A 14,975-nucleotide genomic window follows, 5' to 3' on the forward strand; every position below is an offset into this window, starting at 1 on the left:
GTTTACTTCCGCCTGTCAATATTTTATATCTCAACTGGTTCCCGTTTGGAAAAGCATGGATAAAAAGGTTTTTTATATTGCCGTTTGGGAAGTGCTGATGCTGGGGTGTGAGATGATCACCCTGTTGCCGGCACCATGGGGTTATTTTCATTACGGATGGTGGAATTTCACCATTTCGGCACTCGTAAATCCGTTCCTTTTGCTCAGTGTGGTCGGATTTTACAAATGGATTGTCTGGCTGGAAAACAAAAAAACTGTAACTGCTGAGCAGCAGCTACAGTGAAACGGTCCGGTCTTTCTGCCGGAGATAATCGGTATGATCATGGATGGTGGGGTCCTCTGTCTGGATGGTCGTATGGCGGATGCCGTATTTTTGTTCGAGCATCTGATTTACAGCCAAAATGACGCGCATCGGTTCGGATGAATGCCTGACAAATACATGGGCGGTCAGAGAACAATGGTCGGAAGAAATGTTCCAAAGATGCATGTCATGGACGTCTTCAACGCCCTCAATTTGATACATATCTGTGCGGATCTGTTCTAAATCAAACCCTTCCGGCACCGTGTCCATCAAAATCAAATAGGAAGCGCGGATGATTTTGGCACCGCCGTAAAAAATGATGCCGCCGATCACGATGCTGATGAGCGGATCAAAGAAATTCATTCCCGTAAAATAAATGAGCAGGGCGGAAACAATCACGCCGGCTGAATTCAATAAGTCACCAATAAAATGCCATAACGCGCTTTTGACATTTAAGTTTTCTTCTTCTTTTGTGCTCCGGTGCAGCACAATGGTGAGGATGATGTTCACAACAAGCCCGGTCACTGCAATGATAAACATCCACTTAAAATCAATGGGTTGCGGATGGACGAGGCGATTGATCCCTTCAATGAAAATACCGATTGAAATGCACGTGAGTGTAAGCCCGTTCAGGAACGATGCGATGATTTCAAACCGCAAATAGCCGAATGTATATTTGCAGTTTGGCGGGCGTGTCGCCATGAACAAAGCAAGTATACTGAAGAGGAGCGCAATGACATCAGAAGCCATATGTGCCGAGTCGGAAAGCAAAGCAAGCGAATGCGAAATCAGGCCACCGGCAATTTCAACAAACATGAAAAACAAGGTTAGGACGAGCGTTGCCCATAATGCTTTTTTTGATGCGGACTGGACTTTGACATGGGGAAGGTGGTGATAATCATATTCCGGCATCATCGCACACCTCTTCCTAAATAAACTTATTTTCACCTGTATTGTAGCACGAAGAAACGAAAAAGAATAGCGTTTATTCTCAATTAATATAAATTTTTTTGAATAATTGAGAATGGGAATCAATATGGATTAGGGGTTATTGCTGTAAACAAAAAGAAATAGAATCATTTATAATGCTTATTATATGATAAAAAATCAAATAGGAGCCTGCCCTAAAAGAGAAAAACCGCCAGAATCCTTTTCCCCGGCGGTTTTTGTGTGAAAGGCACGGCCTGAAAAAGTTTAACACGATTTCCCTTTACTCAACGGTTAAGCTCTTCGCTAGGTTGCGTGGGCGGTCAACGTCATAGCCGCGCACGATGCCGGCATAATAAGCAAGCAGCTGCAGCGGGATGGCGGCCAGGACCGGCATGAGAAAGGGGTGTGCTTCCGGAATGTAGAGCACTTCGTCCACGACGGCGCTCACTTCGTCATCTCCCGTGGTCGTAATCCCGACGACATATGCATCACGTGCCTTTACTTCTTTAATATTGTTTATGGCCTTGTCGCGCAAATGTTCCTGGGTGGCAAGGGCAATGACCGGAACACCCGGCGTGATCAAAGCCATTGTGCCGTGTTTCATTTCTCCTGCCGCGTAGGCATCCGCATGGAGATAGGCGACTTCCTGGAGTTTGAGCGCCCCTTCAAGCGCCAGGACATAATCGAGCCCGCGGCCAATCAGGAATAGATGCTCCTGGTCGTTTGTGACCTGTGCAAACTGGTCGATGGCATCCTGCGTCATCACCAGGCATTTTTCCACGTCATCAGCGAGTGAATGAAGGGCATCGAGCAAGGCAGGGATTTGGCCTTCGCCGGAACCGTGCAGTTTTTTTGCCAGAACAATCGAAAGCAGGACGAGCGCCGTAATCTGGGTTGTATAGGCTTTTGTTGCAGCAACCGCCAGTTCCGGGCCTGCATGCGTATAAATCACGCAATCCGATTTCCGCGCCAGCGTGCTCTTCCGGTAATTGCTGATCGCGATCACCGCCGCTCCTGACTTTTTCGCTTCTTTCAAGGCGGAAATTGTATCAGCCGTTTCTCCTGATTGGCTGATGGCAATGACGAGCGTTTTTTCGTCCAACCGCCCGTGCTCACATCTGAATTCAGATGCAATCGCGGCTTCAACCGGTATATCAAGCATGGTTTCGAGAATCTTTTTGCCGATCATGCCGGCGTGATGGGAGGTGCCGCTTGCGACAATGATGATCCTTTCCGGATCTGTAAGCTTGCGCTTTGCGAAAAAATCGTCCACTTCCGGAATGACGACACCGCTTTCTGTCAGCCGGTCTTTTAACGTGCGCTTGATTGCTTCCGGCTGCTCCATGATTTCTTTTAACATGTAGTGACCGTAATCCTGCAGGTTGAGTTCGTCTTGGTTCCAGCGCACGGATGTCTTTTCCGGCACAATTTTCTCCCCGGAAAGTGTCTTAATTTCCACATTGGTCTGGGTCAAAATGGCCATTTCGCCGTTTTTAATCGGATAAATTTCTTTTGTATACGAAAGCAGCGCCGGGATATCTGAGGAGAGATACGCTTCCCCGCTGCCAAAGCCGATAATGAGCGGATTATCATAAGAAATGGCGATAATCTGGTTCGGGTGATCTTTTGCCATGATTGCAAGCGCAAACGCACCTTTTAATTGCGGAATGACGATCCGCACGGTTTCTTCAAAATTGCCGGTATCATAATGCGCGAGAAGATACGGAATGACTTCTGTGTCGGTGTCCGTTTGTAAACGATGCCCCTGCGCGATAAGGAATTTTTTTAATTGCTGGTAGTTTTCAATAATTCCATTATGAACAACGTAGAAACGTGCTTCTTCATCGCATAACGGATGGGAATTTTCAACGGTCGGCATTCCGTGTGATGCCCACCTTGTGTGGCCGATCCCAAGGCATCCGGCGGGAATCGGTTCGAGCTGGAGGGAAGCTTCCAGATCTTCGACGCGCCCTTTTTCTTTGCGGACGCCGATGGTTTTCATATCGGAGACGGCAATGCCTGCTGAATCATAGCCCCGGTAATCCAGTTTTTTCAGGCAATCGAGCAGAACCGGCTGTGCCGAATGTCTGCCAATGTACCCAACGATTCCACTCATCTTCTTCACCTCAACGTATCGCTTTCCTTCTATCACGTGTATTCCTATCTTCATGCTAACATGAACCGAGCGGGGAATAAAGCGATTGTGCTGCAGGCAGCAATGCCAGAATTTCCAAAGTATACCAGGAGGGATATTCGAGCACACGGACAAAAAGCGCAACCCGATCGGATTGCGCCTTTTGCCTCATCCAAATCTGATATTCAGATGACGTCCAGTACGGACTTATCCAAACCTGGCCTCAGATAAGTCCGGGGCTTCAAATAGTAGGCGGACACGAACCTTCACCGAAAGTATATCGGTTCCGGACGGTTGTCCCACTTGCCCGCTGGACAAATGCAGTGCCAAATACGGAAGATGAAGTTGCTGTCAAGTCTTTCATCAAAAACTTTACCAGTCCCTTCTTTTAAGATGTATTGGCCTTGCACTGTTCCTATTCCCGGCAGGCACGAAATAAAACAAACCAAAATATGGAAATCATGCTCTTTTCCGCTGCTCCGTCGCAGCCGGGATGATCGAAACATTCCCATACTTTGTGACCGACAGCTCCCCGCATCTGCCATAGTTTCCGAGTTTCGCATGCGGATCGGCATGAAGGCGGAGTTTTTTCAGCAAAGTGCCGGCTTTGACCTCAAGAAAAAGATCCACCGTCTGCTGTAATGCAAGCCAGTCCGCTAAAAGCGCAATATCAACGGCAGCAACAAAGCGCATCCTTCTTTGCGGCAACAGCCGGATCACAGCCGGAATCCGCCGCTCCTCCTTTGTGGTGCGGTTTTGCAAAATCACCGTGATGCCCGCTTCCTGCTTTGAGCGCGGCGGCAAATAGCCGATCTGGCCGAACCCTTTTAAAGAAAGGGCGCGGTTGCATAAGTCGCCGGCAAGCAGTTCCGCTTTTTCCGGTTGTAACCCAGGCGGCACGCGGACAGCGTCAGGAAGCAGATGGTCGAAATCATGCTTTCCTTTAAAGGCGCGGAAATCAAAGCAGCCGTCCGGCATTACCGGCAAATACCCGCGCGAAACGCTTGCTGTTGCCGCAAATTCAAATGGCATTCCGTTGCGCAGGAAGAAATAGCGCGCCCGCACCAGCTCCGGTTCCGGCACATAGTAAACGGGAAGTATGACGCTGACTTTCACAAAACATCCTCCTTATCATTTCCAGTATATGCAAATCGTTGCGCTTTTATTGCAAATAAGATCAATTTTCGATAGAATGGACGGGGAATCACGATACGGTGAAAGTAATCCTGTGATCGCTCTGTTTGTGGATAGCCTCACAACCAGGAGCGGTTATTTTTTGGCACGGATTTAAAAATGGGATTCTCTCGTTTCATCACCTGTAGAAACGGGAATGGGCACAACTACCTTTCCACATCCGGCTCGCAAAAGACGGATGCTGCCCATAAGAGGTGAAGGCACGAACCCAATTTTATCAGTACCGGTATAAGCTAAATTTCCAACGGCCGGTTTTCTTTGGAACTTTCGTGAATCCGGCCCATATTTTTATGTATATGCTCAAGGCCCAAACCATTGTCATCCCGCGGCCTGTTGCGATAAAATAGGCATTGTCGAAAAGTGGCGATGCTCGATGGAATACGATTTGCCAGCGATCCATTCACCGCTGGATAACATAGATTTTTTTCTGTATGGCACCGTTTAAGGAGCCGGCACAATGAAGGACTTTTTTGAAAAAATTTTCCCGAAAACCGCGCATCGGTCTGGCAAGGGAAAGCGAGGGGTAAACATGATGAAAATTCCCGGCAATACAGCAACCGGGACGGCACACGGAAAATTAATTTTAGCGGGGGAACATGCTGTTGTTTACGGACAACCGGCGATCGCGCTTCCATTCGATCATGTGAAAATTGAAACGGCAGTTATCCAAAAACAAGGCCCGCTCTCCATTGACTGCCGGTTTTACAAAGGGGCACTGGATAAAGCGCCGGAAAGGCTTCACGGAATCAGAGCATGTGTCAAAGAAATCCTCCGTACGTTAAAAAAGCCGGCCGAAAATTTGGCGATTAAACTGGAGTCGACCATTCCGATCGGGCGCGGGCTTGGCTCGAGTGCCGCTGTTGCCGTTGCCATTGTCCGCGGGCTGTATGCTTTTTTTGAAAAACAATTAACGAAAATGGAACTCGAACGGTTTGTCCAAATTGCTGAGAATTTTGCCCACGGGAATCCGAGTGGCATCGATATGATGGCGGTCATCAGCAATGATCCGATCTGGTTTGAAAAAGGGAAGGCGGCCCGGCCGCTTCCGTTTTCGCTTCCGTTTTATCTGGTGGTCGCCGATTCCGGGCGCGTGCATAATACGGCAATGGCGGTCGGGAGCATCCGTGAAAAAAGCGGTTCTGACCCGAAAACGGTGGAGTCCGCCATCAACCGTTTAGGCGAAATCGTGCACGAAGCGGGAAGGGCATTGATTGAAAAAGACGGACTGCATCTCGGCCGATTATTTAATGAAGCACATGCACAACTTTCCGTTTTGGGTGTCAGCGACGAAGGGCTTAACGCATTATGCGCTGCAGCACGCTCAGCCGGCGCACTCGGTGCCAAACTGACCGGTGCGGGCCGGGGTGGTTGCATTATTTCGCTCGCCGAAAGCAGGAAAAAGGCTTTAGCAGTTGCGCAAGCCCTGCAAAATGCAGGCGCCGCCCAAGTATGGCAATTTTCGCTGGAAGGATGACCGTTATTCCGCAATCATGCAGCACAGCCCCGAAAACAGGAGATGCTTCATGTAAAAGAGGCTCCCTGTTTTTGCTTGTAGCGGGCAGCTCTTTTGGTCCGTGGCTTCAAAGCCGGGCGAATCATGAGAAGGCATTTTCCGTTGAGGCGGCTGGCAAAGGAGCCCCGCGGCTGCTGGGCTGGGGAATCGCAGGCAGTTGCCCTTTGCAATAAAATGGTTTGCGGCATTTTCCTTCGAGGCAGTTGGCCAGACAAAGCCGGATGGATCATGAGAAGATATTTCCTTTGAAGCGACTGGAAAAGGGGCCCCGAAGCTGCTGAGCTGGGGAATCACGGTCAGTTGATTCTTGCAATAAAATGGTTTGCGGCATTTTCCTTTGGAGATAGTTGGTCAGGGCAGCCTTTTTGTCCGGCAGCGAGAATAGCATTGACAGGGAAGTACCTTTTCAAAGCAAGAAGGCATTTTTACTGGAAGGACGATGAAAGATGGAGGCAACAGCGAGGGCCCATACGAATATTGCCCTGATCAAATACTGGGGGAAACGGGACGAAAAGCTTTTTCTCCCGATGAACAGCAGCCTGTCCATTACGCTGGACAGGTTTTATACGACAACAAAGGTGGCTTTTGATTCCGCTTTAAAGGCGGACGTGTTTTTTCTGAACGGAAAACCGGCCATTGATGCAGAAACGGCGAAAATTTCTCGTTTTATGGATAAGATCAGGGCATTTGCGGGAGAAAAAAGATATGCCTATATAGAATCGCAAAATGAAGTGCCGATCGCTGCTGGGCTTGCCTCTTCCGCATCCGGTATGGCGGCGCTTGCAGCTGCGGCTGTTAAAGCGCTCGGCCTTGAGGTGGACGGGCGTACACTGTCAATCTTGGCGCGCCAAGGTTCCGGGTCCGCCTGCCGCAGCATCTACGGCGGTTTCGTCGAGTGGCAAAAAGGTGAAAAAGCGGATGGCTCCGATTCACACGCGGTTCCGCTTCTCAGCGAAGACGATTGGGATCTCAGTATTTTATCCTGCCTGGTGGAATCAAAGCAGAAAAAAGTTTCGAGCAGGGAAGGGATGAAACGGACTGTCAGCACGTCGCCGTTTTATAAAGCCTGGCTCGAAACTGTGGAAACAGATTTGGCCGCCGCAAAATCCGCGATTGCAGCGCGCGATTTTACGATGCTTGGGCGCGTGCTTGAAGCAAATGCGTTAAAAATGCATGCGACAACGATCAGCGCCAACCCGCCTTTTTTATACTGGCAAAGTGCAACGCTCGATGTCATGCAGGAAGTGGCGCTTTTGCGCGAACGCGGGATTGAAGCTTATTTTACAATTGACGCCGGCCCGAATGTGAAAGTGCTGTGCGAACGAAAAGATGAAGAGACGGTATATCATGCGCTTTCTGCCATCCCGTCCGTCCGCGAAGTGCTGGTTTGCCATCCAGGTCCGGGCATTCAATACGGCCCGTTTTAATGCTTTTCGAAACGCTGGAACCCCGGCAGGAAGGCGCCAAAACATCCAGATGATGCCCTTTTTAAAAAATGCCGTTTTTCCTTCTGCAGCCGTGGCTGAAAAAACCATTTCGGCGGCACTGGCTGTTTCGCGCTATTTAACGGCACCATACCCGTAACGGGTTCTGGGCTGCTTCCTTTTCGTACGAGCATGGAAGTGCCATGGAACTTGTTTTGACGCGGGAAATGCAACCCCCGTCCGCTAGTTGGCCAGGGAGACGTGGTCGAAAAAAGCGGCGTGCAGCAGGCATTGGATGTGATGCTGGCAGATTTGACGGGTCACCGACCTAAAAAGGATTGAAAGAGATGAACGGGATGCAATTTCAAGTAAAGGCGCCGGGTAAACTAATGATTGCCGGCGAATATGCGGTCATTGAACCCGGTTGCCCTGCTATGGTTGCCGCGGTAGACCGATACATCACAATAGAGGTAAAAGAAAGCACGGAAAACCTTTTTTCTTTGCCGCAGATTGGCATTCCGCATGCAGCGTGGCGTGTGGAGAACGGGGAAGTCCGCTTTGACCGCGATGACCCGAAACTCCGGTTTATCCAAAATGCGCTCGCCGTTTTTAACCAGCTGCTTATGGAAAAATCGATTCCGCTCCGCCCGCTTCACATTACGGTAACGAGTGAACTGGATGATCCCGCAACAGGGCAAAAATACGGGCTCGGTTCCAGTGCTGCGATTCTTTCTGCCGTTCTTACCGCCCTTTTGCACGCCCACCAAGGGTTGCCGGAAACGAAGGAAGTCATTTTTAAACTGGCCGCCGTGGCCCATCTGAAAACACAGGGCAACGGGTCCGGCGCGGATCTTGCCGCTTCCGTGTACGGCGGCATGTTAAAATATGCCGCATTCAGGCCGGATTGGATTTTTTCCCGGTTGGAAGCGGGCTGCACAGTTTCGGAATTACTGGCAGAAAAATGGCCGTATTTGTCCGTTTCCAAATTGGTACTGCCGCCGGGCCTCATTTTTTGTGCGGGTTGGACCGGAAAAGCGGTGGCAACCGGGCCAATGGTGGAGCGCATCGGCAAATTGCGGGAGGCGGCAACGGAAACATACACGGCATTTTTACGAGAAAGTACCACCGCCGTGGATAAACTGGTGGAAAGTTTCATGCAGCAAGATATGGCTGGCATATTTGAGCACATCCGGCAAAACCGGCGTGCTTTGCAGAAACTTGAAGCAGCAGCCCATACCACCATTGAAACAGCGCCATTGAAGCAACTGGCAGACATTGCCAGCCGTTTCGGTGCCGGCAAATCATCGGGCTCGGGTGGCGGAGACTGCGGCATTGCCTTTGTAGCAGGGAAGGAAAAAGCTGCCGCGTTGAAAGCAGCATGGGAAGCTTCAGGCATTATCCCGCTTGCGCTTCATATTTCAGAACAAGGTGTGTCCATTATGGAGTAAAAATCCGCAAAAAAATGCGGATTTTTTGCTTTTCTGTGGAAACAACGGAAGTTCCACCGTCGAGTAAGCATCATCCCACTTTTCCCAATCATTTGCTTTTTCATACTCCTTTTGAAATAATAGAAAAAAACGAAAGGAGATGGATTGGATGAAAGTTCTTGTTGCAGGCGCAAACGGAAAGATCGGAAAAATGCTTGTGGACCTTTTACAAAAAAGTGACCGCCATATTCCGCGCGCCTTGGTGCGGAAAGAAGAACAGGTTCAATTTTTCAGGCAAAAAGGGGTAGATGCGGTCATATCCGATTTGGAAGGCACTGTCGATGAGCTGGCGGAAGCGGCGAAGGGATGCGATTGCATTGTGTTTACCGCTGGTTCCGGCGGGCACACAGGCGCGGACAAAACGTTACTTGTCGATTTGGACGGCGCGGTGAAAACGATGGAGGCGGCAGAAAAAGCAGGCATCAGCCGTTTTGTTATCGTGAGTGCGCTCCAGGCCCACCACCGCGAAAACTGGAGCGAGGCCATCAAGCCGTATTATGTTGCCAAGCATTATGCAGACCGCGTGCTCCAGTCAACCAAGCTGAATTATACGATCATTCGGCCGGGCGGTTTGCTGAACGATCCCGGCACCGGAAAAATCGAAGCATCGGAAAACTTAAAACGCGGCACCATTCCGCGTGAAGACGTCGCACGCACCATTCTCGCAAGCCTCGATGAACCGAAAACATACCGGAAAGCATTCGACCTCGTTTCGGGGGATACACCGATTGAGGAAGAGCTGAAACGCTTATAGAAATGGGCAAATCAAAAAAGCAGCGATTTGTAAAAAACCCCTTACCCCCTGCTTCATAGAAGAAGGGGGTTTCATAAAGGTTCGGCTTGCTGGATACATGCATTCAGCAAGCCCTGCTTCAATATTTGCCATGCAGGATGAAGCGCAGTAGCATCCATTTGTTATCAATGATTTATATGAAGGTGGTGTTTCTAGTTGGGAGAGCAAAATCATATTCCAAAAAGAAAATTTGCTTGGGCAGACAAATGGATCAAGATGACTGGCGAGCGAGCAAGAATTGATGCAAAAGTAAATAACACTTATATTGTGTACGAGAAAAACGGCAAGTTGGTAAAGGAATATCCTAATGGAGATATAGTCCCATTAAAGCATAATGGTGAGTCATAATGCATAAGCATAGCCCCATGTTTTATGTGTTTGCGGGGAATAATGGAAGCGGAAAAAGTACAATAAGAAACTTAATTATTGACAAAATTGGTATTGATATTAACATTGATCCGGATGCTACAGCAAGAAAAATTGATCCGGATAACCCTGAATCAAAAAGGGTAACAGCGGGAAAAGAAGTTATAAAATCAGTAAATGAATACATTCAAGAAGGTAAGGATTTTTCTATCGAGACAACGCTTGCTGGTGGAAATGTCATTAGACAAATGGAGAAAGCAAAAGCGATGGGTTATAAAATTACCATGTTTTACGTAGCTCTAAATAATGTGAATCAGAATATTGAACGGGTTGCAATGAGAGTTAAAAATGGTGGGCATGACATCCCAACTGAGGATATCCTCAGACGAAATAAAACGTCTTTTGAACATCTACATAACTATGCCACTATGGCTGATAATCTTGTGTTAATCGACAATAGTCTATATAACGGGGAAATTGTTTTGGAAGTAAATGATGGTCAGATTACTTTTGAAAAGAGTAATTTGCCAAAATGGGCTCTTCCTGTCTGGGAACGATTTAAATGACATTAACTATAACCTGAATCCGTGACGAAAATCTAACAAACATCGGTAATAGGTAGTTTTCCCAAGTGTGGATTTCTAGATGTAACTGATTATTCATAAAATATATCTTTGTAACTTTGGTAGGTAAATTTTTTCCTATTTCATTTATTTTAGGCACGAAACATAAACCTGCAAATTTCCATTTTTTTGCAAGTTTTCTGGTTTGTTTCGGCTTTTCTTCTTATCGCTTATTACCCTGGTTGTCTAGTAAAAGGCATCGTATAAGCGAGCAAAAGTCGGCAACCATTTGTTGGTCGCCGTCACTTTTAATTTCCATTGCCGACCTTGGTAAACAAGCTTTGAAGCCAGTGTAATCATATTCTGGATGACAGTTCGGATTCTTCTTCGTGTTGCTTTCTTTTTCAATGGTGCATCTTGTTTTTTCAAGCTTTCTTGTCCGATCAAACGAAGTAAATTATACGCAAATACACCAAAATGGAGCACAAGGCCATTCGTTTCATATTTGCCCGATGGCAACCGTTCCAGATCCAGTTCTGATTTAATTTCACTGTGAAACTGTTCGCATGTGCCATGGTCATGATAGAGAGAGATCACCACATGAGGCGGCACTTCAAGATCTGTCCAGTAGGTTTCAAATTCATATTCGGGAATCAAAAAAATCTGGCCGTCTCTTGAGATGGTTCTTTCGATCACTTTAAAGACTTTTCGGATGGTTCGTATCTGGTCTTTTAATTGAATGGTTTCGGGGATGGATCCAAGGTAAACCTTCTTTCCTTCCCGTTCTTCACAGCAGATCCCATATTTTTGGGCAATATGAAGCCAGTCTTCTGCTTTTTCCTTACGAGGATTGCGTTTGATAACAAAGCTTGCATGTTCTTCCAAGAAAATGATGAGATTATCCCGGCTGTCATTTCCGGAATCAAGCCTGAAAAGCAATGGCTGATCCGTTAGTCTCCTGGCAGATTGGATGGTTTCCTTGATAAAATTCGGCGTACCTTTTTGGCAGTGGTTATTTCCCTTTCGCATCTCAACATGCAGGCAGTAGCCTTCCTGCCCAATGTAACCGAACATAGGTGCATAACCGTCGCAGCCTTTATAGGTTCTTTCCACTCCTTCTTTTTTTGTTTTGGAGTTATCAAAAGGGGAGACATCCAGATCAACCGGGATATACGGCTTGTCTTTGGCGTAAACTGGGCTAATTTCCGCATTTGTATTGCGGATCAGATTCAGCGATTCTTCATGCAAGATCGCTTTCCATTTTTCCGTCAAGGCAGCTTGGTCCAGTCGCTGCCTTAAAGTCGGGCTGGAAGGAACCCTTTGGATATCCAAAGCCAGTGCAAAAAAGGCATCTTCGCGGAAGGTTTCAATATTGTCATAATCACTTTTTCCTTGGCAAAGCAGGCCAATATAGGATTTGGCTACATCAGCATTGGAACAGACGGGATTTCGGGAAATATCAGGGAGTCGATAGGCATTTAACCTGGAAGCTAAATTCGTTAGATTTAGTAAATTTCCTACTATCGCTAAACCGCTTTGGGCAACAATTCGTTCTTTCGTGGCTTCTATCACTAACTTTTTCATTATATCACCTGAATGTGGAATGAGTTAAATTTAATAGATATGCGTATTATACTAGATTTCATGCGAATGGGTTAACGTTAAGTGAAAATTTCGTCACGGATTCAGGTAAAATAGAAAGCACACCCTAAAAAGGCGCACGAATCCAATTACCCACAAGCGCTTTTTAAAATACTTTCCTGAATGTTGAAAGGCTAAGAAACAAAGCTCCTCACTTTTCAGCCTGGTTTTCTTTGATCATGCCTAAGGACAGGGCTAACATGACACGGAGTGCCAGCCCACAACCAGCTTCATCTTCATTAGTGGATTTCGACGGTATAACGGTTGATTTCCTAAAAGCCCAGCTCAAATACGGGATGAACGAAGTGGAAAGTACTTATACTTACTTTGGTGCCATGTTATAAACAGTTCAATCCCTCCAGTTGATAAGGCTCCCGCCTCTTATATTCAAACGCCTAGTTCGGATTGGTTCAAGCAGTCTATCTATACTACCGGATCAAGGTCTTCGTATAAATAAACATTTGTCAAAGGTAGTTTCGACAAAATCATATTTATGGATCATTGAATGCGTTGTCACCCCAACCTATAATAAAGATAAAGGAACTCCTTTTAAAATGAATTTGTGTAAACGTAAACAAACGGCGCGCTGAATGTTGAATTTCTAACCTTTAAATAGGATTTATAACGAAAGTTTTTGATAAATATGCAATTGTGGGAGGTATTATAATGAGCGAAGGCAAAAGTATTAAAGTAGCCGTCCAAAAGCTGGGAAACTCTCTTAGCACGATGGTATTGCCAAATATCGGGGCATTCATTGCCTGGGGTCTTATTACAGCTATATTTCTTTATCCTAGTGGGTGGATTCCTAATAAAACCCTAAATGAGTTGATCAGCCCGACCGTTACTTATCTTCTTCCGATTTTAATCGGCTATTCAGGTGGTAAATTGATTTATGAACACCGTGGCGGTGTTGTAGGTGCGATTGCAACAATGGGTGTTATTATTGGGACAGACATTCCAATGTTCTTGGGCGCGATGATTATGGGGCCGCTTGGAGGCTGGATCATCAAAAAATTTGATAAGATGATCGAAGGCAAAGTTAAAGCCGGTTTTGAAATGTTAATTGATAACTTTTCAGCTGGTATACTTGGAGGAGCTCTAGCTGTTCTTGCTTTCTTAGGAGTCGGTCCTCTCGTTGATGAAATTTCGAAAGCGTTGGCAGCAGGCGTTGAGTGGTTGATCCATACCGGTATTCTGCCACTTGTCAGCATTTTTATCGAACCTGCTAAAATTCTTTTCCTAAACAATGCAATAAACCATGGGGTATTGACTCCACTTGGAATTGAACAAGTAAAAGAGACTGGAAAATCGATCCTGTTCTTACTGGAAGCAAATCCTGGTCCAGGGATGGGCGTACTACTGGCTTATTGCTTATTTGGTAAAGGCACGGCAAAACGTTCTGCGCCTGGTGCAGCTATTATCCACTTCTTTGGCGGGATTCATGAAATATACTTTCCTTATATCTTAATGAAACCGTTGCTATTTTTCTCTGTTATTTTGGGTGGTGCAAGTGGTGTCCTGACTTTGGTAACTTTACACGGCGGTTTGGTTGCGCCTGCATCTCCTGGATCCATTATTTCGATTCTGGCGGTTACACCGCATGCATTAGGGAATTATATCGCTAATATTGCAGATGTACTTGTTGCGATGGTTGTTTCCTTTGTAGTATCTTTCTTCATTTTGAAAACGGATAAGAGCACAGATGAAGATTTGGAAAAAGCAACTGAAAAAATGGAAAGCATGAAAGGTAAAAAAAGCCGAGCTGCTTCCTTATTATCAAATAATCAAGGTGAATTGAATCCAAGTGAAGTAAAGAAGATTGTATTTGCTTGTGATGCAGGTATGGGTTCAAGCGCAATGGGGGCTTCTCTCTTAAGAAAAATGGTTAAAAAAGAAGGGCTTCCGATTACAGTTACCAATACTGCAATCCGCAATCTACCGAAAGATATGCAAATTGTAATCACTCAAAGAGAATTAACAAGCCGTGCGAAACAACAAGCGCCAAATGCTTACCATGTTTCTGTGGACAATTTCCTCGACAATTCACAATATGAGCGTCTGATTGAACAACTGAAAGGTAATGGTGGCAATGTCACGCAGCAGGATCAAACCCAAGTGCCGGAAGTTGAGGAAAATTCAAATAATGAAATTTTGCCTCCAAAAAATGTATTTTTAAATCAATCGTTTAAAAACAAAGAAGAAGCAATACGTTTTGCCGGACGTGTCTTGGTAGATAATGGATATGTAACGGAATCATATATTGATGCGATGATTCAACGTGAACAACTTACATCTACTTATATCGGTAATGAGATTGCTATTCCGCATGGGACAGATGAAGCAAAAGAGGCAATTTTGAAATCTGGGATTACAGTTATCCAAGTTCCGGAGGGAATTGATTTTGATGGGAATACGGTCCGCATGGTCATAGGCATTGCCGGAAAGAATGGTGAGCATTTAGGTATTCTGTCGAAAATAGCAGAGACATGCTCCGATTTAGAAACAGTTAAAAAAATGACTGAAGCAAAAACGGTCGATGAATTGTTAAGCTATTTTGGCAGCATTACTGAACAACCTGTTAATTCATAATCATATAAAAAGGGCTGTTCCACGAAAAAAGAAATGGGCT

Annotated in this window: 12 protein-coding genes; 8 read left to right on the forward strand and 4 right to left on the reverse strand. The window is 46.3% G+C overall.

From position 1 onward, the window contains the following. The first annotated feature begins 55 nt into the window (after positions 1-55). Positions 56-283 carry a hypothetical protein gene (locus NST70_RS01610; protein WP_225620943.1) on the forward strand — a complete coding sequence of 76 codons (228 nt, stop codon included), beginning with the start codon at positions 56-58 and terminating at the stop codon, positions 281-283. Here NST70_RS01610 and NST70_RS01615 read toward each other — a convergent pair. The 3 genes from NST70_RS01615 to NST70_RS01625 form a co-directional block, all read right to left on the reverse strand. Continuing rightward, positions 275-1,216 carry a cation diffusion facilitator family transporter gene (locus NST70_RS01615; RefSeq protein WP_342475557.1) on the reverse strand — a complete coding sequence of 314 codons (942 nt, stop codon included), beginning with the start codon at positions 1,214-1,216 and terminating at the stop codon, positions 275-277. The two genes, NST70_RS01610 and NST70_RS01615, sit on opposite strands and share 9 nt — an antisense overlap. 295 nt (positions 1,217-1,511) lie before the next feature. Beyond that, entirely contained in the window at positions 1,512-3,347 is a 1,836-nt protein-coding gene (glmS, locus tag NST70_RS01620; protein ID WP_026684856.1) for a glutamine--fructose-6-phosphate transaminase (isomerizing), read from the reverse strand. Positions 3,348-3,824: 477 nt separating this feature from the next. Then, complete coding sequence (locus tag NST70_RS01625) at positions 3,825-4,481, reverse strand: hypothetical protein (protein ID WP_061086638.1); 657 nt, start codon at positions 4,479-4,481, stop codon at positions 3,825-3,827. A 607-nt stretch (positions 4,482-5,088) separates the two neighbouring features. On the opposite strand from NST70_RS01625, the gene mvk reads away from it, so the two are divergent. The 6 genes from mvk to NST70_RS01655 all read left to right on the forward strand — a co-directional run bounded on the left by mvk (position 5,089) and on the right by NST70_RS01655 (position 10,708). Continuing rightward, a complete protein-coding gene (mvk, locus tag NST70_RS01630; protein WP_225620944.1) occupies positions 5,089-6,033 on the forward strand; it encodes a mevalonate kinase in 945 nt (314 codons plus the stop codon). Positions 6,034-6,518: 485 nt separating this feature from the next. Next, positions 6,519-7,499 (forward strand): diphosphomevalonate decarboxylase, encoded by a 981-nt coding sequence (gene mvaD / locus NST70_RS01635; RefSeq protein ID WP_061577367.1) that lies wholly within the window; start codon positions 6,519-6,521, stop codon positions 7,497-7,499. Positions 7,500-7,843: 344 nt separating this feature from the next. Next, entirely contained in the window at positions 7,844-8,944 is a 1,101-nt protein-coding gene (locus tag NST70_RS01640; protein ID WP_251459981.1) for a phosphomevalonate kinase, read from the forward strand. A 148-nt stretch (positions 8,945-9,092) separates the two neighbouring features. After that, entirely contained in the window at positions 9,093-9,737 is a 645-nt protein-coding gene (locus tag NST70_RS01645) for an SDR family oxidoreductase (protein WP_251459983.1), read from the forward strand. Between the two features lie 195 nt (positions 9,738-9,932). Further along, positions 9,933-10,124 (forward strand): hypothetical protein, encoded by a 192-nt coding sequence (locus NST70_RS01650; protein WP_017550691.1) that lies wholly within the window; start codon positions 9,933-9,935, stop codon positions 10,122-10,124. Continuing rightward, complete coding sequence (locus NST70_RS01655) at positions 10,124-10,708, forward strand: zeta toxin family protein (protein WP_017553215.1); 585 nt, start codon at positions 10,124-10,126, stop codon at positions 10,706-10,708. Before NST70_RS01650 ends, NST70_RS01655 begins: the two co-directional genes overlap by 1 nt. A gap of 243 nt (positions 10,709-10,951) precedes the next feature. On the opposite strand, the gene NST70_RS01660 is transcribed toward NST70_RS01655, so the two are convergent. Further along, positions 10,952-12,289, reverse strand: coding sequence for an IS1380 family transposase (locus tag NST70_RS01660; protein ID WP_080966412.1), 1,338 nt, complete (start codon positions 12,287-12,289; stop codon positions 10,952-10,954). Positions 12,290-13,012: 723 nt separating this feature from the next. On the opposite strand from NST70_RS01660, the gene NST70_RS01665 reads away from it, so the two are divergent. Next, positions 13,013-14,935: a PTS mannitol transporter subunit IICBA gene (locus NST70_RS01665; RefSeq protein ID WP_035182661.1), complete on the forward strand. Its 1,923-nt coding sequence runs from the start codon at positions 13,013-13,015 to the stop codon at positions 14,933-14,935. Positions 14,936-14,975: the final 40 nt, after the last annotated feature.

The organism is Weizmannia sp. FSL K6-0777 (assembly GCF_038593185.1).
Lineage (GTDB): Bacteria > Bacillota > Bacilli > Bacillales > Bacillaceae_C > Weizmannia > Weizmannia faecalis.